The organism is Mycobacterium sp. NGS39, from assembly GCF_059812765.1.
On the sequence record NZ_JCALDH010000015.1, the window covers coordinates 1 to 24,026 of the forward strand.

The following is a 24,026-nucleotide window of genomic DNA, read 5'->3' on the forward strand; positions in this document are numbered from 1 at the left end:
CCGGCGGCAAGCTCGTGGTTCGTAATCCGCTGGATCGTCGCCTCGGCGCTTGGCGGGCCGCTGCTGATGACCGCGATCGCACTGGCGGTGATCCACGACGCCGCGTCGGTGATGACTCAGCTGCAGACGCCGAATGCGCTGCGCGCGTTCGGCGGCGTCCTGGCGGTGCATGCGATCGGCGCGGTGCTGGGCGTGGGCTCGCGGATCGGCGTGCGGCTTCTGGCCGCGTGGTCGCTGCCGCTGTGGCTGGTCGACTCGGTGCGGGCGGCGCTCACCGGTGTGCTGGCGCTGCTGGGATTGTCCGGTGCCATCACCGCGGCGTCGCTGATCGTGCACTGGGGCGCGATGCACGAGCTGTACTCGATCACCGACTCGCTGTTCGGTCAGCTGAGCCTGACGCTGCTGTCCGTGCTCTACATCCCGAACGTGGTCGTCGGCACGTCGGCGGTGGCCGTCGGGTCGAGCGCGCACGTCGGTGTCGCCACCTTCAGCGCGTTCGCGGTCTTCGGCGGCGACCTGCCCGCGCTGCCGGTGCTGGCCGCCGCGCCGACGCCCCCGCTCGGGCCGATCTGGGTGATCTGGCTGATCGCCGCCGCCGCGGCCGGGGTGGCCGTGGGCCAGCAGTGTGCACGACGGCCGCTTCCGGCACTGGCCGCATCGCTGAAGCTGCTGACGGCAGCGGCGCTCGGCGCGGTGGCGATGGCGCTGCTCGGCTACGCCGCGGGCGGGCGGCTGGGCAACTTCGGCGACGTCGGCGTGGACCAGGGCACGTTCGGGCCCGCGGTGTTTCTGTGGTTCGCCGGAATCGGGGGGCTCACCGTCGCGATGGCCGGCGGCATCGTCCGGCCCAGACCGAAGCCGAAACCGAAGGCCGACGAGGACGCCGAACCGGAGCCGGACCCAGACGCGGACACCGAGGTATTGGACGCCACACCGCCAGATCCACCCACGCTATCCGGCGACGATTAGGCTGCCAGCGTGCAACAGCCGCTCCACGTGCCGCCCACCGCGCCGGCCCGGCTCGTGGTGCTGGCGTCGGGCACCGGATCGCTGCTGGCCTCCCTGCTGACCGCCGCACGCGGCGAGTATCCGGGCCGCGTCGTGGCCGTCGGCGTCGACCGCGACTGCGCCGCCGTCGACATCGCCAAGGCTGCCGACGTGCCCGTGTTCCGGGTGCGGCTCTCGGACTATTCCGACCGCGCCGCGTGGGATGCCGCGATCACCGAGGCCACCGCCGAACACCGCCCCGACCTGATCGTCTCGGCAGGGTTCATGAAAATACTTGGACCACAGTTTCTTTCGCGGTTCATGGGTCGGATCATCAATACCCACCCCGCGCTGCTGCCGGCATTTCCCGGCGCGCATGCGGTGCCCGAATCGCTCGAGTACGGCGTCAAGGTCACCGGCTGCACTGTGCATCTGGTCGACGCCGGAACCGACACCGGACCGATCCTGGCTCAAGAAGTCGTCGAGGTGCGTGACGACGACGACGAGGCAAGCCTGCACGAACGAATCAAGGTCGTCGAAAGGCGGCTGCTGGCAGAGGTCATCGCCGACGTGGCCACGCGCGGCGTGACCTGGAGCGGACGAAAGGCAACCATAGGATGACCGCACAGTACGGGCGCAGGCCGATCCGTCGGGCGCTGATCAGCGTCTACGACAAGACCGGTCTGCTACCGCTGGCCCGCGGACTGCACGAGGCCGGGGTGGACATCGTCTCCACCGGCTCGACCGCGAAAACCATTGCGAGGACTGGCATTCCGGTGACGCCGGTGGAGTTCGTGACCGGATTCCCCGAGATTCTCGACGGCCGCGTCAAGACTCTGCATCCGATGGTGCACGCCGGACTGCTCGCCGACACCCGCAAGCCTGAGCACCTCACGGCGTTGCAACGCTTGAACATCGAGCCGTTCGACCTCGTCGTCGTCAACCTCTACCCCTTCACCGAGACGGTCGCCTCGGGCGCCGACGTCGACGAGTGCGTCGAGCAGATCGACATCGGCGGGCCGGCCATGGTGCGGGCCGCGGCCAAGAACCATCCCAGCGTCGCGGTGGTCACCGACCCGCTCGGCTACGACGGGGTGCTGGCCGCCGTTCGCGCCGGCGGCTTCACGCTGCAAGAGCGAAAGAAGTTGGCGGCGTTGGCTTTTCGGCACACTTCAGAGTACGACGTCGCGGTGGCGTCATGGATGGAGTCGACGCTGGCACCCGGCGCCGAGCCGCTGCCGCCCTGGTTCGCCGGGACGTGGCGGCGCTCGGCGGTGTTGCGCTACGGCGAGAACCCGCACCAGCAGGCGGCGCTGTACGCCGACCCGTCGGCGTGGCCCGGCTTGGCGCAGGCCGAGCAGCTGCACGGAAAAGAGATGTCCTACAACAACTACACCGACGCCGACGCCGCGTGGCGTGCGGCGTTCGACCACGAAGAGACCTGCGTCGCGATCATCAAGCACGCCAACCCGTGCGGCATCGCGATCTCGTCGGTTTCGGTGGCCGACGCGCATCGCAAGGCCCACGAGTGCGACCCGGTCAGCGCGTTCGGCGGGGTGATCGCGGCCAACACCACCGTGTCGGTAGAGATGGCCGAGACCGTCGCCGACATCTTCACCGAGGTGATCGTCGCACCTGCGTACGAAGACGGCGCAGTGGACATCCTGGCCCGCAAGAAGAACATTCGTGTGCTGGTCGCCTCCCAACCCCAGCCGGGCGGCGTCGAGTTCCGGCAAGTCAGCGGCGGGCTTTTGGTGCAGGAGCGCGACGCATTCGGAGCCGTGGGCGACGACCCGGTCAACTGGCAGCTGGTGGCGGGATCACCAGCGGACCCCGACACGCTTGCCGACCTGAAGTTCGCGTGGCGCAGTTGCCGGGCGGTCAAATCCAACGCGATCGTGATCGCGAAGGACGGCGCGACCGTCGGCGTCGGGATGGGTCAGGTGAACCGGGTCGACGCGGCCCGGCTGGCCGTCGAGCGCGGCGGCGACAGGGTGGCTGGGGCGGTCGCGGCGTCGGACGCGTTCTTCCCTTTCCCCGACGGGCTCGAGACGCTCGCGACGGCGGGGGTGACGGCGATCGTGCATCCGGGCGGATCGATCCGCGACGAGTTGGTCACCGAGGCGGCGGCCAAGGCCGGCGTGACGCTCTACGTCACCGGCGCGCGCCACTTCGCCCACTGAATCGACCGCCGAGTCGAGTTCATCCAGCCCGGTTGGTATAGGCACCGTGCCGAGGTGGGTATGGGTCTGGGGTGAAAGCGCGCTCGATGGTTGCCGCGGTAGGTGGAAGTCCGGCTGGGGTGGCAGGTTGGGATCTGCTACAGCGTCGGCACACGATCCTTCGGAACTTCCCGGTGGTGGGTCACCTGAGGTTCATTCTCGAAAGCATCGGCCCGGAGCTGCGCCAGTACATCGTCACCGACAACAACGAGGAGAAACCGTTCAGCCGCGATCAGCGGCGCTGGGTGTATGCGTCGTCGAAGCTGTCCAACCGCTACTTCGGCTTCGGCAGCGACAACGACGTGGAGAACACGCGCAACTACCTGATCCTCAAGCACGCGGCGTTTCCGGTGCTGGCGCCCGACGACGAACCGGTTCATCCCGACCCAGCGCTGCCGCTGCCGCCGGCCAAGGTGCTCGGCGGCGCGCGCAAGCGCGCCAAGGCGTTCCGTCCCCAATCGATGGTCAACATCTCGGCGATGAGCTTCGGTTCGCTGAGCGCAGCGGCGATCACCGCGCTGAACAAGGGCGCGGCGATGGCGGGCGCGCTGCACACCACCGGCGAGGGTGGGGTGTCGTCGTACCACCTCAACGGCGGTGACCTGATCTGGCAGATCGGCACCGGCTACTTCGGCTGCCGCAACGAAGACGGGTCGTTCAGCCTGCCGCGGCTGCTCGACCGGGTGGCCGAGACGCCGTCGATCCGGGCGATCGAGATCAAGCTCAGCCAGGGCGCCAAGCCCGGATTGGGCGGCATGCTGCCCGGCGCGAAGGTCAGCCAGGAGATCGCCGACATCCGCGGCATTCCGGCCGGCCAGGACTGCAAGAGCCCGGCCGCCCACACCGCTTTCCGTGACGTCGACGGGCTGCTGGAGCTGGTCGAGACCATCGCCGCCGAGACGGGGCTGCCGGTCGGGATCAAATCAGCGGTCGGGGAGGGGCAGTTCTGGCAGGAGCTGGCGGAGCGGATGGCGCGCACCGGTCGCGGCGTGGACTTCGTCACCGTCGACGGCGGCGAGGGCGGCACCGGCGCGGCGCCGCTGGTGTTCAGCGACCACGTCGCGCTGCCGTTCAAGTGGGCCTTCCCCCGCGTGTACCGCGCATTCGCGGAGCACGACCTGCACCACGACGTCGTGTTCATCGGCTCCGCCAAGCTCGGCATCATCGAGAACGCGATGCTGGCGTTGACCATGGGCTGCGACATGCTCAACGTCGCGCGCACCGCGATGTTCGCGATCGGCTGCATCCAGGCTCAGCGCTGTCACACCGGCCGCTGCCCCACCGGGGTGGCCACTCAATCGCGCTGGCTACAACACGGGCTCGATCCCGAGCTGAAGTCGGTGCGCTGCGCGAACTACCTCGCTACCGTCCGTTTCGAGCTGCTGACCTTGGCCCGCACCTGCGGCTACGTGCACCCGGCGCTGGTCCCGCTGGATGCCGTCGAATTGCTCGACACCGACCTTCAGACCGTCCCGGTGAGCAAGGTGTTCAACTACAAACCCGGTTGGGGCCTGCCGGGCCAACCCGACATCGACGCGATCACCCGCATCATGGCGGACCGGCAGCCTTGCAAGCCGCGACTGCCTTGAGGCCCTTGAGGCCCTAAAGAACCCTTGAGACCCTTTAGACCTACGCCTGGACGATCACCGGGTCGCCGATGTGGACGGTGTTGTAGTACCACTTCGCGTTGTCCGGGCTGAGGTTGATGCAGCCGTGGCTGACATTCGCGTAGCCCTGCGAATCCACTGACCACGGCGCCGAGTGGACGTAAACGCCGCCGTTGTTGATTCGCTCGGCGTAGTAGGCGGTGATCTTGTAGCCGTCCGGATCACTCAGCGGAATGCCGATGGTGCGTGAGTCCATGACGACGCTTGCTTCCCTGGACAGCACGCTGAAGTTGCCGATCGGCGTCGGCCGGCTGGGCTTGCCCATCGAAGCCGGCATCGTGCGGGCCAACTGCCCGTCGATGCTCACCGTGAACGTGTGCGCCGAGATGTCGGCGACGCCCTGGACGACCGAGCCGGTGGTGATGTCCGTCTTGAACCCGCCCACCGACAGCGGGATCACGCTGTGGGCCGGCCAGTACGTGTCGGGCTTGAACTCCAGCGTCCTGTCGTCAGGCCAAGTGAACTGACCCGATGGAGCGTTGGGCACCCCGACGGAAAACGACCGCTCCGCCGCCGCTCGGTTGGCCACCGGCTGCGCGAACGTCACAGTCACCGTTGCGGCCACGCCGACGGTTTCTCCGGCTTTCGGCGACACGTTGGCCACGGTCAGCGTCGTCGACGTCACCGCGGCCGCGCCTGGCACGGCCGTTGCGACCAGTGCCGTCGTCGCGATCGTCAGCGCCACAAGAGCGCTCTTCAACTTCAGCAAACGCATGCCTCGATTTACCCGAGCGCAAGGCAGGCCGAAACATCTGCCACCTGCACGGCTCATCAGTACACCCACCTGTCCCCCCGCACCGAATTGATGACGGACATTAATAACGATACCGACGTACGGCTGCCCGTGAGAGCCGATGAGCAAAGAAGCCGCCCGACGCGAGCCCGGAAGCAGCCGCCGTGACGCAGTAGCGTGGAGTGGTGACTCTACCTAACGATCTTCCGCGCACCGTTGGCGAGCTGCGGGCATCAGGTCATCGCGAGCGCAGCGTCAAGCAGGAGATCCGGGAGAACCTGCTCGCCGCGCTGGCTGACGGCCGCGACGTGTGGACCGGCATTTTCGGGTTCGACGACACGGTGATCCCGCAGCTCGAGCGCGCGCTGATCGCCGGCCATGACTTCGTGCTGCTCGGCGAGCGGGGACAGGGCAAGACGCGGCTGCTGCGGTCGCTGGAGGGGCTGCTCGACGAGTGGACGCCCGTGATCGCCGGCGCGGAACTGGGCGAGCACCCCTATTCCCCGATCACCCCTGAGTCCATCCGCCGGGCTGCCGATTCGGGCGACGACCTTCCCGTCGCCTGGCGCCACCGCAGCGAGCGCTACACCGAGAAACTCGCCACGCCCGACACCAGCGTGGCCGATCTCGTCGGCGACATCGACCCGATCAAGGTGGCCGAGGGCCGCAGCCTGGGCGACCCGGAGACCATTGCGTACGGGCTGATTCCGCGCGCGCACCGCGGCATCGTCGCAGTCAACGAGCTGCCCGACCTGGCCGAGCGCATCCAGGTGGCGATGCTCAACGTGATGGAGGAGCGCGACATCCAGGTCCGCGGCTACACGCTGCGCCTTCCGCTCGACGTGCTCGTCGTCGCCAGCGCCAACCCGGAGGACTACACCAACCGCGGCCGCATCATCACCCCGCTCAAGGACCGTTTCGGCGCGGAGATCCGCACCCACTACCCGCTGGAGCTGGACGCGGAGGTCGGCGTGATCCGCCAGGAGGCCCACCTGTCGGCTGAGGTTCCCGAATACCTGTTGCAGATCCTGGCCCGCTTCGCGCGCTACCTCCGGGAGTCGCGCTCGATCGACCAGCGCTCCGGGGTGTCGGCGCGGTTCGCGATCGCCGCGGCCGAGACAGTCGCCGCGTCGGCGCGGCACCGCGCCGCCGTTCTGGGCGAGCGCGACGCGGTGGCCCGGGTGATCGATCTGACCACCGTCATCGACGTGTTGCGCGGCAAGCTCGAGTTCGAGTCCGGCGAAGAGGGCCGCGAGCAGGCGGTGCTGGAGCATCTGTTGCGCCGCGCCACCGCCGACACCGCGCAGAAGTTGTTGGGCGGAATCGACGTTGGGCCCATCGTCGCTGCGGTGGAACACGGTTCGCCGGTGACGACGGGGGAGCGGGTGTCGGCGCGTGAGGTGCTGGCGGCGCTGCCCGAAGTTCCGGCGGTCGCCGCGATCCAGCGCCGGCTCGGTGCGTCGTCAGAGGGTGAGCGCGCTGCCGCCATCGAATTGGCTTTGGAGGCATTGTATTTGGCGAAGCGGATCGACAAGGTGAGCGGCGAAGGGGAGACCGTGTATGGCTAGACGCGGACGCGGCAGAGCGTCTCGCTACTCCGCCTACACCGGCGGTCCCGATCCGCTGGCGCCGCCGGTAGATCTGCGCGACGCCCTAGAGCAGATCGGCCGCGACGTGATGGACGGGACCTCGCCGCGTCGGGCGCTGTCGGAGCTGTTGCGCCGCGGCACCAAGGACTTTCGCGGTACCGACCGGCTGGCCGCGGAGGCCAACCGGCGCCGTCGAGAATTGTTGCAGCGCAACAACCTTGACGGCACGCTTCAAGAGGTCAAGCGGCTGCTCGACGAGGCTGTGCTGGCCGAGCGCAAGGAGCTCGCCAGGGCCCTCGACGACGATGCGCGGTTCTCGGAGATGCAGCTGGAGAATCTGCCGCCGTCGCCGGCCAAGGCCGTCCAGGAGCTGGCCGACTACCAGTGGCGCAGCGGCGAGGCGCGTGAGAAGTACGAGCAGATTCGCGACTTGTTGGGCCGGGAGATGCTCGACCAGCGTTTCGCGGGGATGAAGCAGGCCCTGGAGAACGCCACCGACGAAGACCGTCAGCGCGTCAACGAGATGCTCGACGATCTCAACGACCTGCTGGACAAGCACGCCCGCGGCGAGGACACCCAGCAGGACTTCGAGAACTTCATGGCCAAGCACGGCGAGTTCTTTCCGGAGAACCCGCGCAACGTGGACGAGCTGCTCGATTCGCTGGCCAAGCGCGCGGCCGCCGCCCAGCGTTTCCGCAACAGCCTCAGCCCCGAGCAGCGAGCAGAGCTGGATGCGTTGGCGCAGCAGGCCTTTGGGTCGCCGTCGCTGATGCAGGCGCTGAATCGGCTCGACGCGCACCTGCAGTCCGCGCGGCCCGGCGAGGACTGGACGGGGTCGTCGCGGTTCTCCGGCGACGATCCGCTGGGCATGGGTGAGGGCACTCAGGCCCTGCAGGACATCGCCGAGCTCGAGCAGTTGGCCGAGGCGCTGTCGCAGAGCTATGCCGGCGCGACGATGGACGACGTCGACCTCGACATGCTGGCGCGGCAGCTGGGCGACGAGGCGGCGGTGGACGCGCAGACACTCGCGGAGTTGGAGCGAGCGCTGCTGAATCAGGGCTTCCTCGACCGGGGTTCCGACGGTCAGTGGCGGCTGTCGCCCAAAGCGATGCGCCAGTTGGGCCAGACAGCGTTGCGTGACGTCGCTGCGCAGTTGTCGGGCCGGCACGGGGAGCGCGAGACGCAGCGCGCCGGCGCGGCGGGGGAGCTGACCGGTGCGACGCGGCCATGGCAGTTCGGCGATACCGAGCCGTGGAACGTCACCCGCACCCTCACGAATTCCGTTCTGCGCCAGGCGGGTACGGGCGAGGCCGGGCCGCTGCGAATCACGGTTGACGACGTCGAGGTGTCCGAGACGGAGACCCGCACGCAGGCCGCGGTGGCATTGCTCGTCGACACGTCGTTCTCGATGGTGATGGAAAACCGTTGGTTGCCGATGAAGCGCACCGCGCTGGCGCTGAATCACCTTGTCAGCACCAGGTTCCGGTCCGATGCGTTACAGATCATCGCGTTCGGCCGGTATGCGCGCACGATGAGTGCAGCCGAGCTGACCGGCCTCGAAGGCGTCTACGAGCAGGGCACCAACCTGCACCACGCGCTCGCGCTGGCGGGCCGTCATCTGCGCCGGCACCCCAGCGCGCAGCCGGTGGTGCTCGTCGTCACCGACGGTGAGCCGACCGCACACCTGGAAGGCGGATTCGGCAGCGGCGACGAGCCCGCGCAGGTGTTTTTCGACTACCCGCCGCATCCGCGCACGATCGCGCACACCGTGAAGGGTTTCGACGAGGTGGCCAAGCTCGGCGCGCAGGTGACGATCTTCCGGCTCGGCAACGACCCGGGACTGGCGCGGTTCATCGACCAGGTGGCGCGCCGCGTGCAGGGCCGCGTCGTGGTGCCCGACCTCGACGGGTTGGGTGCCGCCGTCGTCGGCGACTATCTGCGCTCCCGCCGCCGCCTCTGATCCCCGCGAGCGTGCGCGTCTGCGCGTCGACACGCCGCGTCGGCCCGTGCAACAGCGCACCCTCGCGGAGGAGCGAGAGCCGCAGCCGTCAGTGCCTGCGCGGCTTGCGCTTGACGGCGACGCTGCCGCAGAACGAGAAGCCGCGCACCACCACGTGCGGCGCCCCCGGCACCCCGTTCCCCGCCGCGCTGTGGTCGAACGAACCCATCACACCCACGCCTTCGATCTCGACGTTGACTTCCGGCGGCACCAGAATCGTCTGCCCGCCCATGATCGAGTACGCCTTGATCTCGACCTGCGGTGACGTGAAGTCGGCGTAGCGCAGGTCGACGACCCCGCCGCCCCACAGCGCGAACGTGGTCAGTCGGCCGGGAACGTTCCAGCGGCCGCGACGCTCGAAGCCGCTCATGATGGCCAGCAACACGGTCGACGGCGCCGGATGGCACGGTCTGCCCGGCTGCCGTGGCCGCAATGCTGCGCCGGGAAGGTCGGCGCTCAGCCGGTCCAGCTCCTCATACGTGCGCGCAGAGTAGACCTTGGCCAACCGGTCCTCGTACTCGTCGATGCCGAGCCTGCCCTGGGCGGCGGCGTCGGTCAGCAACTGCGCGACCTCGATGCGATCGGTGTCGGCGGCCCGCAGCTCTGTGTCTCGCTGAGGCATATTGCTGGTCATCATCGCCGAGCCTACGACGTTGTACGTGCCGCGCTCTAGAAACCCTCGAGATGGTCTCAGATGGTTCCCGACTGTGACTGCGTCGATGCGATTCTGTGCCGCAGCGGGCGCGCCGCGTCAGTCCAAGTGGGCCGTCAGCAACCACCCCGGGAGGGACTTGCGGCCGTTCGGTTCGTCCCTCAGCTCGACGTCGGCCATGGGGGCGAAGCCGTCCGGCACGATGGCGTGAATGCGCGCCGGCCGGATTTCGTCGATCGTCCAGTACTTCGAGACCACGTCGCGAAGCTCGTCGGCAGTGACGGGATTGCCGGGTCCGTTAGGCATGCCTGCGCGGTCGAAGACCAGCACGAAGTACGACGCGCCCGGTGCGGCGGCGCGCACGATCGAACGCTGATAGCCCTCGCGCGCTTCCACCGGTATCGAATGGAACAGTGTGCTGTCGACGATCGTGCCGAACCTGCCGTCGTAGCCCCCGAAGTCGCTGATGTCGGCGACCTCGAATGTCGCGTTGGTCAGCCCGCGCTTGGCGGCTTCGGCGCGAGCCAACTCGATGGCGGTGGGTGAGAGGTCCAGCCCCACGGTCGTGTGGCCCAGCTCCGCCAGCCGCAGCGCAATCGCCGCCTCGCCGCAGCCGACGTCGAGCACGTCGCCGTGGAACATGCCCTGCTCGATCAGTGCGGCCAGTTCGGGTTGCGGCTCGCCGATGCTCCACGGGGGCTTGGCACCGGGACCGAGCTCTTGAGTCTCTCCGCGGTAGAAGGCGTCGAATTCGAAGTCTTGCGGTGCAGTCGTCATGAGTCCATGCATATCAAGGCAGTTGATATACGTCAATATGGTTGATATGGCAGACGCCGACCAACCGCTGGGCTATCTCATGCATCGGCTCATGGGCGTGCTCCGCCCGGCGGTCGCCGCCGAGCTCAAGCCGCTGGACCTGGGTCTCGCTGAATTCGTCTGCCTGCGCATCTTGGCGATGTCACCCGGCCGGTCCAACGCGGAACTGGCCCGCGACACCAACGTCTCGCCGCAGGCGATGAACAACGTCTTGCGTTCGCTGGAGGACCGGGGAGCGGTCGCGCGCCCGGCATCGGTGGCATCGGGCCGGGCACTGCCCGCCGAGCTGACGGCGCACGGGCGCGCGCTGTTGAAGCGGGCCGAGGCTGCGGTTCAGCGTGCCGACGAGCAGGTGCTGGCCAACCTCAGCCGCGCCGAGCAACGGGAATTGCGAAGGCTCCTGGCGGCCGCCGCGTCGCGGCCTAGCCGCTGACCCAACGCGGCGGGCGCTTCTCGAGGAACGCGAGCATGCCTTCGCGGGCCTCCTCAGAAGCGAACAGCCGCGCCGATTGCGCGGTGAGCTTCTCGGCCCGCTCCTCGAAGCCGTCGAGGATCGCCGCCGTCGCCAGGGCTTTCGACTCGCGCAGACCCTGCGGCGACCCCTTCGCCAGCTCGGCGGTGATCGCGGCGACGGCAGCGTCCACGTCGTCAGCGGCGAGCGTCACCAGCCCGATGCGTTCGGCCTCCTCGGCACCGAACTTCTCGCCGGTGAGAAAGTAGCGCCCGACGGACCGCGGCGTCATCTTCGGCAGCAGCGTCAGCGAGATGATTGCGGGCGCGACGCCGATGCGCGCCTCGGTGAGCGCGAACGTGCTGTTTCGTCCGGCGACGACGATGTCGCAGGCGCCGACGAGGCCGAACCCGCCGGCACGTACGTGGCCGTCGATGGCGCCGACGACCGGCAGCGGCAATTCCACGATGGCCCTGAGCAATTCGGCGAGTTGGCGGGTGCGGGTATCCGGTCCGCCTTCGGAGGCCTCCGACAAATCAGCACCCGCACAGAACGTGCCGCCGGTGTGGCCGAGCACCACCGCCCGCACGTCTGGATGGGCCGCCGCGTCACGCAGCCCCTGGTGCAGCTCCGCGACGAGCCCCGACGACAGCGCGTTGCGGTTGTGCGGCGAGTTCAAGGTGACCCGCGCCGTCGAGCCGTCGACCGCGTAGTCGACGTACCTGGTGCCCTTCGCGCTAGCGCTCATCGGCCACCAGTCAGTACGAGCGCGGGAGGCCGAGGGAGGTCTGCGCCACGAAGTTCAGCACCATCTCGCGGCTCACCGGTGCGATGCGCGACAGCCGCGACGCGGTGATCGCCGCCCCGATGCCGTATTCCTTGGTCAACCCGTTGCCCCCCAGGGACTGCACGGCCTGGTCGACCGCGCGCGCCGACGCCTCGCCGGCGGCGTACTTCGCGATGTTGGCTGCCTCGGCCGCGCCGGCGTCGTCACCGCTGTCGTACAACGTGGCCGCCTTCTGCATCATCAGCCGGGCCAACTCGATCTCGATGTAGGTCTGCGCCAACGGATGAGACAAACCCTGGTGCGCACCGATCGGCGTCTTCCACACCTGGCGGGTCTTGACGTAGTCGACCGCCTTGCGAATCGCGAAGCGGCCCATACCAACTGCGCTTGCCGCACCCATGATCCGCTCCGGGTTCAGGCCGGCGAACAACTGGGCGATCGCGGCGTCCTCCGAACCCACCAGCGCATCGGCGGGCAGGCGCACGTTGTCGATGAACACCTGGAACTGCCGCTCCGGGCTGATCAGCTCCATCTCGATCGGCGTCCAGGTGAACCCGGGGGTGTCGGTGGGCACGATGAACAACGCCGGCCGCAGGTTGCCGGTCTTTGCCTCCTCGGTGCGGCCCACCACCAGAACCGCCTGCGCCTGGTCCACACCGGAGATGAACACCTTCTGGCCGTTGAGGATCCAGGCGCCGCCGTCGCGGCGGGCCGTGGTGGTGATGCGGTGTGAGTTCGAGCCGGCGTCCGGTTCGGTGATCGCGAAGGCCATGGTGATCGACCCGTCGGCGATGCCCGGCAGCCACCGCTTCTTCTGCTCCTCGGTGCCGAACTTGCTGATGATCGTGCCGTTGATCGCCGGCGACACCACCATCATAAGCAGCGCGCAACCTTGGGCGGCCATCTCCTCCATCACGATCGCCAGCTCGTACATGCCGGCCCCACCGCCGCCGTACTCTTCCGGCAGATTGACGCCGAGAAACCCGAGTTTGCCTGTCTCGTGCCACAACTCGTCGGTGTGCTGACCGGCGCGGGCCTTCTCCAGGTAGTAGTCCTGGCCGTAGTTCGCGGCCATTGCCGACACCGCCTCGCGCAGTGCCCGGCGTTCCTCGTTTTCGATGAACCCGCTGTCGGTCATGATTGCTCCTTGTCTTCGACGTCGTCGACCCGGGCGAGCACGGCGCCGAGCTCGACCTGCTGGCCAACTCCCACTAAAACCTCCGCCACCACACCGTCTTTCGGTGATGCGACGGCGTGTTCCATCTTCATCGCCTCCATCCAGACGATCGGCTGTCCGGCGGTGACGAGGTCGCCCACCGCGGCACCGAGCCGGCTCACCGCGCCCGGCATCGGCGCCACAAGGGATCCTGGCTGCAGTGCGGAGCCAGGCTCCGGAAAGCGAGGAACCACAGTGAATTCCACAGCGGCGGTGGGGGAGTCGACGTACACGCGGTCGCCGTGGCGCGCGACGCGATGAGGTCGGTCGACACCGCCGGCCCGCAGCACCACCTCGTCGGGAGTCGCCGAGACGAGCTGCACGTCGTCGTCGGGGAGCTGCAGAAGCTCGCGGTCGAACCGATACCGCACGACGTGTTCGTCACCGTCGGATGCATAGCGCTTGACCTGGAAGCCCGACGGCAGGTTGCGCCAGCCAGACGGGACGGACGCCATTGCCGTTGCGGTGGCGCGGTTGTGTGCGGCGTCGGCGAGCGCAGCGGCCAGCGCGCAGCGCCGCACGGTGTCGGAGTCGGCCAGGGCGGTGCTCAACGTCGCGAGGCCGTGGGTGTCGAAGAATGCCGTGTCGGTGTCACCGGCGAGGAACGCCGGATGCCGCAACACATTTACCAGCAGATCGCGGTTGGTGCGCACGCCGTGTACGCGGGCTCGTGCGAGCGCATCGGCGAGCAGTGCGGCGGCCTGCGTGCGGGTAAAGCCGTACGAGATGACCTTCGCGAGCATCGGGTCGTAGTGCACCGACACCTCGGAGCCGCTGACGACGCCGGCGTCCACGCGGATACCGGGCCGGGTCAGCGGGACGAAACTCAGTTGCGAGGTCGGGATCTCGAACGTGTGCAGCGTGCCGGCCTGCGGCTGCCAGCCGCGGGCGGGATCTTCGGCGTAGAGGCGCGCTTCGATCGAATACCCCTGCCCGGCAGGCGGTTCGGGGTTCAGGCGGATACCGTCGGCGACCTGCAGTTGCAGCTCGACGAGATCGCAGCCAGTGACATTTTCGGTGACCGGGTGCTCGACCTGGAGCCGGGTGTTCATCTCGAGGAAGTAGAACGACCCGTCTTCGTCAGCGAGGAACTCGACGGTTCCCGCCCCGGTGTATCCGATTGCCGAGGCCGCCTGCCGGGCCGCGTCGAACAGCTTGTCGCGCATGCCGGGAATGCGTTCGACGAGCGGCGACGGCGCCTCCTCGATCACCTTCTGGTGGCGCCGCTGGATGGAGCACTCCCGCTCGCCGACCGCCCAGACGGTGCCATGCTGGTCGGCGAGCACCTGCACCTCGATGTGCCGGCCGCGCGGCAGGTAACGCTCGCAGAACACGGTGTCGTCGCCGAAGGCAGACGCGGCTTCACGGCGCGCAGCCGCGACTTCGGCTGGTAGCGAAGACAATTCGGTGACGACGCGCATGCCCCGACCGCCACCGCCCGCGGATGCCTTGACCAGCACGGGCAGCTGCGACTCGGTGACGCTGTCGGGGTCGAGTTCGTCGAGCACGGGCACGCCGGCGGCGGCCATCATCTTCTTGGCTTCGATCTTGCTGCCCATCGCTGCCACTGCGGCGACCGGTGGACCGATCCACGTCAGACCAGCGTCCAGCACGGCGGCCGCGAAATCGGCGTTCTCCGAGAGGAATCCGTAGCCCGGGTGGATGGCGTCGGCGCCCGCGGCCTTCGCTGCGGCGACCAACGCGTCTGCCCGAAGGTATCCGTCGGTGCCGGGAAGCAGGACGCGGGCGTCGGCCTCGGCGACGTGCGGAGAGCCCGCATCCGGCTCGGTGTACACGGCGACCGTGCGCACGCCGAGGCGGCGGCACGTGGCGAACACGCGCCGCGCAATCTCTGAGCGGTTGGCAACCAGAACTGTATGCATGGTCACATCCGGAAGACGCCGAAGTTGCTGGTGCCCTCGACCGGCGCATTGGCGATGGCCGACAAGCACATTCCGAGCACCGTGCGGGTGTCGCGGGGATCGATGATGCCGTCGTCGTACAACATCCCGGACAGCACCATCGGCAGCGACTCGGCCTCGATTTGCGCTTCGACAGCGGCCTTCAGCGCTGCGTCGGCCTGCTCGTCGACCTGCTGCCCACGGGCCTCGGCGGCAGCGCGGCTGACGATCGACAGCACACCGGCCAGCTGGGCGCCACCCATCACCGCGGACTTGGCGCTGGGCCACGCGAACAAGAAGCGCGGGTCATAGGCGCGCCCGCACATCCCGTAATGGCCGGCCCCGTAGGAGGCGCCGATCAACAGCGAGATGTGCGGGACCGTCGAGTTGGAGACGGCGTTGATCATCATCGAGCCGTGCTTGATCATGCCGCCCTCCTCGTACTGCTTGCCCACCATGTAGCCGGTGGTGTTGTGCAGGAAGAGAAGCGGCGTGTTCGCCCGGTTGGCCAATTCGATGAACTGGGTCGCCTTCTGCGCCTCCTCGCTGAACAGCACACCGCGCGCATTGGCCAAGATGCCGATGGGATAGCCGTGCACGCGCGCCCAACCCGTTACCAAGGACGAGCCGTAGAGCGCCTTGAACTCGTCGAAATCGGAGCCGTCGACGACCCGGGCGATCACCTCCCGCGGGTCGAACGGGGTGCGAAGGTCGGGCGGCACGATGCCCAGCAGTTCGTCCGCGTCGAACAGTGGCTCGCTCACCGGACCCGGTGCCGGTCCGCGCTTGTGCCAGTTCAGGCGCGCGACGATCCGCCGCCCGATCCGGATCGCGTCGGGTTCGTCGACCGCGAAGTAGTCAGCCAAACCCGATGTGCGCGCGTGCATTTCGGCCCCGCCCAGCGATTCGTCGTCGGACTCCTCGCCGGTGGCCATCTTCACCAGCGGCGGGCCGGCAAGGAACACCTTCGAGCGTTCCTTGATCATCACCACATGGTCGGACATCCCGGGAATGTAGGCGCCGCCCGCGGTCGAGTTGCCGAAGACCAGCGCGATGGTCGGAATGCCCGCGGCGGAGAGCCGGGTCAAGTCGCGGAACATCTGGCCGCCGGGGATGAAGATCTCCTTCTGGGTCGGCAGGTCAGCGCCGCCGGATTCCACGAGTGAGATCACCGGTAGCCGGTTCTCGAACGCGATCTTGTTCGCGCGCAGGATCTTCCGCAGCGTCCACGGGTTGCTGGTACCGCCCTTGACGGTCGGATCGTTGGCAACCAGCAGGCACTCGACCCCGCTCACCACACCGATGCCGACGACGGCCGACGCGCCGACGGTGAAGTCGGTGCCGTATGCCGCCAGCGGACTCAATTCCAGGAACGGCGAATCGGGGTCGATAAGCAGCTCGATACGCTCGCGCGCGGTCATCTTGCCGCGGGCATGATGGCGCTCGACGTACTTCGGTCCGCCTCCGGCGAGCGCCTTTTCGAGTTCGGCGCCGATCTCGGCGAGCTTGGCCGTCATCGCAGCGACGGACTCGTCGTAGGCCGGCGCGCGGGTGTCCAGGGTCGACCGGAGCACCGTCATGACTGATACCCCAGCGTCTTGGCTGCCAGCGCAGTGAGAATCTCCGTTGTGCCGCCGCCGATTCCGAGGATCCGCATGTCGCGGTACTGCCTTTCGACTTCGCTCTCGGCCATGTACCCCAGGCCACCGAACAGCTGCACGGCTTGGTTCGCCACCCACTCGCCGGCCTCGACGGCGGTGTTCTTCGCGAAGCACACCTGCGGAATGAGATCCGTCTCGCCGGCGTTTGATGTCGCCGCCTTCGCGGCTCCGGCCAGCTGCCTCTCCACCACGTTGCGCGTGTACACCCGTGCGACGTCGACCCGGCGCGCCATTTCGGCCAGCGTGTTCTGCACCGACTGCCGCGAAATCAGCGGACGGCCAAAGGTTTCCCGGTTGCGGCACCACTCGGCGGTGATGTCCAGGCAGCGTTGCGCGCTGGAATACGCCTGCGCGGCCAGCCCGACGCGTTCTGGGACGAACGCCGCTGCGATCTGCAAGAAGCCGGTGTTCTCCGCGCCGATCAGGTTGGCCACCGGTACCCGGACGTCGGTGTAGGACAGCTCCGCGGTGTCCGACGATCGCCAGCCCATCTTGTCGAGCTTGCGGGTGACCTCGAATCCCGGTGTGCCCTTGTCGACGACCAGCAGCGACACTCCGCCCGCCCCCGGCCCGCCGGTGCGCACCGCGGTCACCACGTAGTCTGCGCGCACGCCGGAGGTGATGTAGGTCTTCGCGCCGTTGACCACGTAGTCGTCGCCGTCGCGGTGGGCGCTGGTGCGCAAGTGCCCGACGTCGGAGCCCCCTCCGGGTTCGGTGATCGCCAGCGCGCCGATCAGCTCGCCGCGCAGTGTGGGCCGGACGTACGTCTCGATCAAGCGTTCGTCGCCCGAGGCGATCATGTGCGGCACCGCGATCCCGGACGTGAACAGCGACGCGAACACCCCACCGGGTGAGCCCGAGTAGTGCATCTCCTCGCAGATGACCAACGAGTCGGCGCCGTCGCCGCCACCGCCGCCGACCGACTCGGGGAACCCGGCGCCCAGAAGTCCGGCGTCGCCGGCTTTGCGGTGCAGCTCTCGGGGCAGCTCACCGACGCGTTCCCACTCGTCGACGTGCGGCAGTACCTCGTGTTCGGCGAAGGCTCGCACGGTTTTTCGCAACTGCTCGCGTTCGGGGTTGTGCCAAATGCTCATGTCAACAGTTCTTCCGGGATGTCGATGTAGCGACTCCGAAGCCATTCGCCGAGGCCCTTGGCTTGCGGGTCGAAGCGGGCTTGGTACGCCACGCCCTCGCCGAGGATGCCGTCGATCACGAAGTTGACCGCACGCAGATTCGGCAGCACGTGACGGGTGACGGGCAGATCGGCCACCTCGGGCAGCAGCTGACGCAGCTTCTCGACCGTCAGCGTGTTGGCCAGCCACCGCCACTGGTCCTCGGTGCGCACCCAAACCCCGACATTCGCGCTGCCGCCCTTGTCGCCGCTGCGGGCGCCGGCGATCACACCGAGCGGCATCCGCCGCGTCTCGCCGAACGGCAGCGGCACGGGCAGTGCGAACGGCGGAACTGCGGCTAACTCCAAAGCTTCAGTGGCCGTGGGTATTTCGACGCGGCGCCCGTCGGCGTGCACCGCGACATGGGGAACCTGCTCGGCTGGTACGTATCCGGCGGTGAACACGCCGTACACCTGGCCGTCGCCGGGCGGTGCGGTGGTGGTGAAGCCGGGATAGCTGGCCAGCGCGAGTTCGACTGCAGCAGAGGAGAATTGGCGTCCGACGTTGGCCGGGTCGCGGTCACGGACCACACAGCGCAGCAGCGCGCTGGCGGTCTCCTCGGTGTCGGCGTCGGGATGATCGGTGCGGGCCAGGGTCCATTCGAGCTCCGCCGGCTTGACTGTCAACGCCGCCTCGAGCTGGCGGCGAACCAGCGCGGCCTTCGCGTCGATATCCAGACCGGTCAGCACGAACGTCATCGAATTGCGAAATCCGCCAACGGTGTTCAGCGACACCTTCAACGTCGGTGGTGGCGGCTCGCCGCGCACTCCGCTGATCAGCACTCGGTCGGCGCCGTCCTGGGACAGCTCGATCGTGTCCACCCGCAGTGTCACGTCGGGATTGGCGTAGCGTGCCCCGCTGATCTCGTACAGAAGCTGCGCGGTCACGGTCCCCACGGTCACTGCACCGCCTGTGCCGGGGTGCTTGGTGATCACCGACGAGCCGTCGGACCGAATCTCGGCCAGGGGAAAACCGGGATGGGTGAGGTCGTCGATCTCACCGAAGAACGCGTAGTTGCCGCCGGTGGCCTGGGCGCCGCATTCGATGACGTGGCCCGCGGCGACGGCCCCGGCGAGCTTGTCGTAGTCGGTCCGCGACCAGCCGAAGTGGGCGGCGGCCGGCCCGACGACCACCGACGCGTCGGTGACCCGGCCCGTGACGACGACGTCCGCGCCACCGTAAATACAGTCGACGATGCCCCAGGCGCCGAGATAGGCGTTCGCGGCCAGCGGTGTGCCGAAGCCGAGTTCGGCGGCGCGCGGCAGCAGGTCGTCGCCTTCGACGTGGGCGACGGTCACCGGTATGCCCAGCCGTTCAGATAGGGCTCGCACGGCGTCTGCGAGCCCGGCGGGGTTTAAACCGCCGGCGTTCGCGACGATTCGCACTCCGCGGTCGCGGGCCAGGCCGAGGCATTCCTCGAGCTGGGTGAGAAAGGTCTTCGCGTAGCCGCGGTCGGGGGATTTGGCCCGGTCGCGGGCCAAAATCAGCATGGTGAGTTCGGCAAGGTAATCGCCGGTCAGGAAGTCGAGCTCGCCACCGGTCAGCATCTCGCGCATCGCCGAGAGACGGTCGCCGTAGAAGCCCGAGCAGTTGCCGATGCGCACCGCGCCGCGTGTGTCGGCCAACGCGTCCTCCTCCCGGGCGAGTTCTCGACCAACCGGTAGGTTAGTCGATGGTTGCGCCAATCAGCAGCCAGGGCTGGGCGCCGTATGGGGCAGGCGACGCGCGCTTTTGTTTGCGGGCCAGCTCACCAGCTATTCTGAACGGCAATCCCCCCGATTAGATGGAGAAGCTCGATCATGGCTGTGCCGAAGCGCAGGATGTCGCGTGCGAACACCCGGAGCCGTCGCGCGCAGTGGAAGGCCAAGAGCCCTGAGCTCGTCAACGTCACGATCGCCGGCCAGCCTCACAAGGTGCCGCGGCGCTATCTCAAGGCCGCGCGGCTGGGTCTGATCGACTTCGACAAGCGCTGACACCCTCCATCTGCCCGTTATTCGGCGCGTCTCTCAGGTGCCTCTCAGGAGGTCCGTAGAGACTGGGGGCCGTGCGGATTCTTGTCGTTGACGACGATCGCGCCGTGCGCGAGTCGCTGCGCCGGTCCCTTTCTTTCAACGGCTACACGGTGTCGCTTGCGCAGGATGGCGTAGAGGCGCTCGACGCGATAGCCAACGAACGCCCCGACGCTGTGGTGCTCGACGTGATGATGCCGCGGCTCGACGGCCTGGAAGTGTGCCGGCAGCTGCGCAGCACCGGCGACGACCTGCCGATCCTGGTGCTCACTGCCCGTGACTCGGTGTCCGAGCGCGTGGCCGGACTGGACGCCGGCGCCGACGACTACCTGCCCAAGCCGTTTGCGCTGGAAGAGCTGCTGGCGCGGATGCGAGCGCTGCTGCGGCGCACTGTTCCGGACAACGCCGCCGAGTCCGTCGCCATGACGTTCTCCGACCTCAGCCTGGACCCGGTGACTCGCGAAGTGACCCGCGGCGAACGCCGGATCAGCCTCACCCGCACCGAGTTCGCACTGCTCGAGATGCTCATCGCCAATCCGCGCCGGGTGCTCACCCGCAGCCGCATCCTCGAAGAGGTCTGGGGCTTCGACTTCCCGACCTCCGGCAACGCGCTCGAGGTCTACGTCGGCTACTTGCGGCGCAAGACCGAGGCCGAAGGAGAGCCGCGGCTGATCCACACGGTGCGGGGCGTGGGTTATGTGCTGCGAGAAACCCCGCCCTGATGTCACCCCGCATACCGCTGTTCCGGCCGTCACGACGCGCAGCGCTTCCGGCCCGCAGCTCGTTGTCGTTGCGCTGGCGGGTGATGTTGCTCGCGATGTCGATGGTCGCGATGGTGGTGGTGCTGATCGCCGTGGCGGCCTACATCATGGTGTCGGCGGCGCTGTACCGCAACGTCGACAATCAGTTGCAGACGCGCGCGCAGTTGCTGATCGACAGCGGCGCGTTGGATGCCGATCCGGCCAAGGCGATCGAAGGTACCGCGTATTCGGACGTCAACGCGATGCTGGTGATCCCGGGCCGGGCCATCTACACCGCCAACCAGGAAGGCCAGCGGCTGCCGTTCGGGCAGCCGGAGAAGGACGTGGTCGACGGCAACCTGCTGTTGTCGTTGCGTGCCACCGGCGATCAGCGCGTGCTTGCCACGCATCTGCCCAATGGCACCACGCTGCTGATCTCCAAGAGCCTCAAGCCGACGAATCTGGTTCTGCGCCAATTGGGTTGGGTGCTGCTGGTGGTCGGCGGCGTGGGCCTGGTGATCGCCGCGGTTGCCGGCGGCATGGTTGCTCAGGCCGGGCTGCGGCCGGTGCGCAGACTCACCGAGGCGGCCGAGCGGGTAGCGCGCACCGACGACCTTCGGCCCATCCCGGTCACTGGCAGCGACGAGTTGGCAAGGCTCACAGAGAATTTCAACATGATGCTGCGCGCGCTCGCCGAATCACGGGAGCGCCAAGCACGATTGGTAACCGATGCCGGCCACGAGCTGCGCACGCCGCTCACGTCGCTGAGAACCAACGTCGAGTTGCTGATTGCGTCGATGGAGCCGGGTGCGCCGCGGCTGCCGGAAAGCGAGATGGCCGGGCTACGGGCCGACGTGCTGGCCCAGATCGAGGAGTTGTCCACGCTCGTCGGCGATCTCGTGGACCTCACCCGCGACGACGCCGGCGAGGTGGTACACGAGCCCGTCGACATGACCGAGGTCGTGGACCGAAGCCTCGAGCGAGTTCGTCGGCGCCGCAGCGATATTCACTTCGAGGCGGACGTCGCGCCGTGGCAGGTCTATGGTGACGTCGCGGGTCTGTCGCGCGCGGTGCTCAACCTGCTCGACAACGCAGCGAAGTGGAGCCCGCCCGGCGGAGCCGTCAAAGTGAGCCTGCGACAAGTCGATCCGTCGCATGCCGAGCTGGTGGTCGCAGACCACGGGCCCGGCATACCGCCGAGCGAGCGGCAGCTGGTGTTCGAGCGCTTCTATCGCTCGGCGTCGGCACGCGCGATGCCGGGTTCCGGCCTGGGTTTGGCGATCGTCAAACATGTGGTCCTCAAACACGGTGGGCTGCTTAGGATCGAAGACACCGTCCCCGGGGGTCAGCCGCCGGGCACGTCGATCTATGTGGTGTTGCCAGGCAGGCCGATGCCCGCCGCTGACGAGCCGGTCGGCCGAAAATCTGTGGATGATTCGAGGCAGCTCTCAGTGGATTCTCAGTCGAGTGTTGCACGGTAGAAGGCACCGATTGCCGCACTGAACCACTCGAGAAAGAGCGACTCAGCGAGATGACGAACCACCCGAGGTACACGCCGTCCCAGCACTCGGGGCGTTATAACGTTACGCCGCAGCAGTTCTCGTCATACGACTGGCGGTACGCAACGCAGCAGCAGTACGGTCAGCAGCCACCTCTGCCGCTGGCTCGCCAAAGCCGTTCTCGCGCAGGATTGTTCACTGCAGGCGCGGTCGCTATTGCGGTGATCTCGGCGGGAATCGGCGGCGGCGTGGCGATGGTGGTCGAGTCAGGGCATCCGAACACCACGGTCGCCACAGCGCCGGCGCCGGCCGCGGCACCCGGACAGCCCGCGGCGAGCGTCCCCGCAGGATCCGTCGAACAAGTCGCGGCCAAAGTGGTGCCCAGCGTGGTGAAGCTCGAAGTGTCGATGGGTCAGCAATCCGAGGAGGGCTCGGGCGTCATCTTGACCGCGGACGGCTTGACTCTCACCAACAATCACGTCGTCGCGGCGGCTGGCCAAGCCGGTCCGATGGGTGGTTCGCCCAAGACCACTGTGACGTTCAGCGACGGCCGTACCGCGCCGTTCAGCGTGGTCGGCGCGGACCCGTCGACTGACATCGCGGTGGTGCGCGCCCAAGGTGTGTCGGGTCTGACGCCGATCACGATCGGCTCGTCGAGCAGCCTGCGAGTGGGTCAGGACGTGGTCGCGGTCGGCTCTCCGCTGGGCCTGCAGGGCACCGTGACCACCGGCATCATCAGCGCGTTGAACCGGCCGGTGGCCACCGGTGGCGACGCCGGTGACCAGAACACCGTGCTGGACGCAATCCAGACCGACGCGGCGATCAACCCGGGCAATTCCGGTGGGGCACTGGTGAACATGAACGGCGAATTGGTGGGCATCAATTCGGCGATCGCAACGTTGGGAGAGCAGTCGAGTGGGCCGCAGAGCGGAAACATCGGCTTGGGCTTCGCGATCCCCGTCGATCAGGCCAAGCGCATCGCCGACCAGTTGATCCAGACCGGGACCGCAACGCACGCGTCGTTGGGCGTTCAGGTGAGCAACGACGCGACGACCAACGGCGCCAAGGTCATGGAAGTGATGCCCGGGGGACCGGCGGCTCAGGCCGGTCTGCCGAGCGGTGTGGTGGTGACCAAGCTCGACGACCGGGTGATCGACAGCGCCGACGCTCTGGTGGCCGCGGTCCGGTCGAAGGCGCCGGGCGACAAGGTGACGTTGACCTACGCCGCGCCGGGTGGGACGAAGACGGTGGATGTCACCTTGGGCGAGGGCAAGCGATGAGCCGGTCGGTGATGCGCAATCGGGTGGTGAGGATGGTGACGCCGGTGTCGGCGCGCGGATATACGGTGGCATCCATGGAAAAGCCGGTGGAGTTGGTGGGCCGCGCACTTGTGGTCGTCGTCGACGATCGCACCGCGCACGGCGACGAGGAAGACCACAGCGGGCCGCTGGTCACGGAGCTTCTCACGGAGGCCGGTTTCGTCGTCGACGGTGTGGTGCTGGTGTCCGCCGACGAGGTCGAGATCCGCAACGCGTTGAACACGGCGGTGATCGGCGGGGTGGACTTGGTGGTGTCGGTCGGTGGCACGGGCGTGACGCCGCGCGACGTGACGCCGGAGGCTACGCGCGACATTCTCGACCGCGAGTTGTTGGGTATCGCGGAGGCGTTGCGCGCGTCAGGATTGTCGGCGGGCATCACCGACGCCGGGCTGTCACGCGGGCTGGCCGGCATCTCCGGCAGCACGCTGGTGGTCAATCTGGCCGGCTCCAGGTACGCGGTGCGCGACGGCATGGCCACGCTGAACCCGCTGGCGACCCAAATCATCGGCGAGCTGTCGAGTCTCGAGATCTAGACGCGGCGGCCCGCTTCACAACGGCGGAACAGCCCGTTAACAGCGAGTTTGCAAACAGTTGTGACCTTAATCA

At 68.0% G+C, this 24,026-nt stretch carries 21 protein-coding genes; 12 read left to right on the forward strand and 9 right to left on the reverse strand.

Translation table 11 applies throughout. The features are described from left to right. From AC5Y39_RS18955 to AC5Y39_RS18970, 4 genes are all read left to right on the forward strand, one after another. Positions 1 to 969: cell division protein PerM (locus AC5Y39_RS18955; protein ID WP_500048269.1), on the forward strand; the 969-nt coding region annotated here is incomplete at its 5' end. 9 nt (positions 970 to 978) lie between these two features. Next, positions 979 to 1,608 (forward strand): phosphoribosylglycinamide formyltransferase, encoded by a 630-nt coding sequence (gene purN, locus AC5Y39_RS18960; protein ID WP_500019431.1) that lies wholly within the window; start codon positions 979 to 981, stop codon positions 1,606 to 1,608. Then, on the forward strand, positions 1,605 to 3,170 hold the full coding sequence (purH, locus tag AC5Y39_RS18965; protein WP_500019429.1) for a bifunctional phosphoribosylaminoimidazolecarboxamide formyltransferase/IMP cyclohydrolase: 1,566 nt from the start codon (positions 1,605 to 1,607) through the stop codon (positions 3,168 to 3,170). Before purN ends, purH begins: the two co-directional genes overlap by 4 nt. 71 nt (positions 3,171 to 3,241) lie before the next feature. Beyond that, positions 3,242 to 4,798 carry an FMN-binding glutamate synthase family protein gene (locus tag AC5Y39_RS18970; RefSeq protein WP_500019427.1) on the forward strand — a complete coding sequence of 519 codons (1,557 nt, stop codon included), beginning with the start codon at positions 3,242 to 3,244 and terminating at the stop codon, positions 4,796 to 4,798. A 40-nt stretch (positions 4,799 to 4,838) separates the two neighbouring features. On the opposite strand, the gene AC5Y39_RS18975 is transcribed toward AC5Y39_RS18970, so the two are convergent. Next, positions 4,839 to 5,576 carry a L,D-transpeptidase gene (locus AC5Y39_RS18975; protein ID WP_500019538.1) on the reverse strand — a complete coding sequence of 246 codons (738 nt, stop codon included), beginning with the start codon at positions 5,574 to 5,576 and terminating at the stop codon, positions 4,839 to 4,841. Between the two features lie 218 nt (positions 5,577 to 5,794). Here AC5Y39_RS18975 and AC5Y39_RS18980 point away from each other — a divergent pair, with 218 nt between their 5' ends. Both AC5Y39_RS18980 and AC5Y39_RS18985 read left to right on the forward strand, forming a co-directional pair. Next, positions 5,795 to 7,177 (forward strand): sigma 54-interacting transcriptional regulator, encoded by a 1,383-nt coding sequence (locus tag AC5Y39_RS18980; RefSeq protein WP_500019425.1) that lies wholly within the window; start codon positions 5,795 to 5,797, stop codon positions 7,175 to 7,177. Further along, positions 7,170 to 9,158: a VWA domain-containing protein gene (locus tag AC5Y39_RS18985; RefSeq protein ID WP_500019423.1), complete on the forward strand. Its 1,989-nt coding sequence runs from the start codon at positions 7,170 to 7,172 to the stop codon at positions 9,156 to 9,158. The genes AC5Y39_RS18980 and AC5Y39_RS18985 overlap by 8 nt, the downstream gene beginning before the upstream one ends. Before the next feature lie 88 nt (positions 9,159 to 9,246). Here AC5Y39_RS18985 and AC5Y39_RS18990 read toward each other — a convergent pair whose 3' ends face one another. Both AC5Y39_RS18990 and AC5Y39_RS18995 read right to left on the reverse strand, forming a co-directional pair. Continuing rightward, entirely contained in the window at positions 9,247 to 9,831 is a 585-nt protein-coding gene (locus AC5Y39_RS18990) for a DUF1707 SHOCT-like domain-containing protein (RefSeq protein WP_500019421.1), read from the reverse strand. Positions 9,832 to 9,948: 117 nt separating this feature from the next. Next, positions 9,949 to 10,626: a class I SAM-dependent methyltransferase gene (locus tag AC5Y39_RS18995; protein WP_500019419.1), complete on the reverse strand. Its 678-nt coding sequence runs from the start codon at positions 10,624 to 10,626 to the stop codon at positions 9,949 to 9,951. Positions 10,627 to 10,663: 37 nt separating this feature from the next. Here AC5Y39_RS18995 and AC5Y39_RS19000 point away from each other — a divergent pair, with 37 nt between their 5' ends. Further along, positions 10,664 to 11,098 (forward strand): MarR family winged helix-turn-helix transcriptional regulator, encoded by a 435-nt coding sequence (locus AC5Y39_RS19000; protein WP_499961686.1) that lies wholly within the window; start codon positions 10,664 to 10,666, stop codon positions 11,096 to 11,098. Here AC5Y39_RS19000 and AC5Y39_RS19005 read toward each other — a convergent pair. The 6 genes from AC5Y39_RS19005 to AC5Y39_RS19030 are packed head-to-tail and all read right to left on the reverse strand — an operon-like array spanning position 11,088 to position 19,457. Then, the gene (locus tag AC5Y39_RS19005) at positions 11,088 to 11,864 is read right to left on the reverse strand and encodes an enoyl-CoA hydratase family protein (protein ID WP_500019417.1); all 777 of its coding nucleotides are present in this window, start codon (positions 11,862 to 11,864) and stop codon (positions 11,088 to 11,090) included. The two genes, AC5Y39_RS19000 and AC5Y39_RS19005, sit on opposite strands and share 11 nt — an antisense overlap. Before the next feature lie 10 nt (positions 11,865 to 11,874). Beyond that, complete coding sequence (locus tag AC5Y39_RS19010) at positions 11,875 to 13,041, reverse strand: acyl-CoA dehydrogenase family protein (protein ID WP_500019415.1); 1,167 nt, start codon at positions 13,039 to 13,041, stop codon at positions 11,875 to 11,877. Further along, complete coding sequence (locus AC5Y39_RS19015; protein ID WP_500019413.1) at positions 13,038 to 15,002, reverse strand: acetyl/propionyl/methylcrotonyl-CoA carboxylase subunit alpha; 1,965 nt, start codon at positions 15,000 to 15,002, stop codon at positions 13,038 to 13,040. The genes AC5Y39_RS19010 and AC5Y39_RS19015 overlap by 4 nt, the downstream gene beginning before the upstream one ends. A gap of 2 nt (positions 15,003 to 15,004) precedes the next feature. Beyond that, complete coding sequence (locus AC5Y39_RS19020) at positions 15,005 to 16,594, reverse strand: acyl-CoA carboxylase subunit beta (protein WP_500019536.1); 1,590 nt, start codon at positions 16,592 to 16,594, stop codon at positions 15,005 to 15,007. A 2-nt stretch (positions 16,595 to 16,596) separates the two neighbouring features. Then, positions 16,597 to 17,775, reverse strand: coding sequence for an acyl-CoA dehydrogenase family protein (locus AC5Y39_RS19025; RefSeq protein ID WP_500048270.1), 1,179 nt, complete (start codon positions 17,773 to 17,775; stop codon positions 16,597 to 16,599). Next, positions 17,772 to 19,457: an acyclic terpene utilization AtuA family protein gene (locus AC5Y39_RS19030; RefSeq protein WP_500019534.1), complete on the reverse strand. Its 1,686-nt coding sequence runs from the start codon at positions 19,455 to 19,457 to the stop codon at positions 17,772 to 17,774. Before AC5Y39_RS19030 ends, AC5Y39_RS19025 begins: the two co-directional genes overlap by 4 nt. Before the next feature lie 195 nt (positions 19,458 to 19,652). Between AC5Y39_RS19030 and rpmF the strand changes: the two genes are divergently transcribed. From rpmF to AC5Y39_RS19055, 5 genes are all read left to right on the forward strand, one after another. Next, positions 19,653 to 19,826: a 50S ribosomal protein L32 gene (rpmF, locus tag AC5Y39_RS19035; protein ID WP_500019409.1), complete on the forward strand. Its 174-nt coding sequence runs from the start codon at positions 19,653 to 19,655 to the stop codon at positions 19,824 to 19,826. A 71-nt stretch (positions 19,827 to 19,897) separates the two neighbouring features. After that, the gene (locus tag AC5Y39_RS19040; protein ID WP_499906475.1) at positions 19,898 to 20,584 is read left to right on the forward strand and encodes a response regulator transcription factor; all 687 of its coding nucleotides are present in this window, start codon (positions 19,898 to 19,900) and stop codon (positions 20,582 to 20,584) included. After that, positions 20,584 to 22,083, forward strand: coding sequence for a HAMP domain-containing sensor histidine kinase (locus AC5Y39_RS19045; RefSeq protein ID WP_500019407.1), 1,500 nt, complete (start codon positions 20,584 to 20,586; stop codon positions 22,081 to 22,083). The genes AC5Y39_RS19040 and AC5Y39_RS19045 overlap by 1 nt, the downstream gene beginning before the upstream one ends. Positions 22,084 to 22,133: 50 nt before the next feature. Next, positions 22,134 to 23,381 carry a S1C family serine protease gene (locus AC5Y39_RS19050; RefSeq protein ID WP_500019403.1) on the forward strand — a complete coding sequence of 416 codons (1,248 nt, stop codon included), beginning with the start codon at positions 22,134 to 22,136 and terminating at the stop codon, positions 23,379 to 23,381. A 32-nt stretch (positions 23,382 to 23,413) separates the two neighbouring features. Continuing rightward, positions 23,414 to 23,953, forward strand: coding sequence for a MogA/MoaB family molybdenum cofactor biosynthesis protein (locus AC5Y39_RS19055; protein ID WP_499907436.1), 540 nt, complete (start codon positions 23,414 to 23,416; stop codon positions 23,951 to 23,953). Positions 23,954 to 24,026 lie beyond the last annotated feature (73 nt).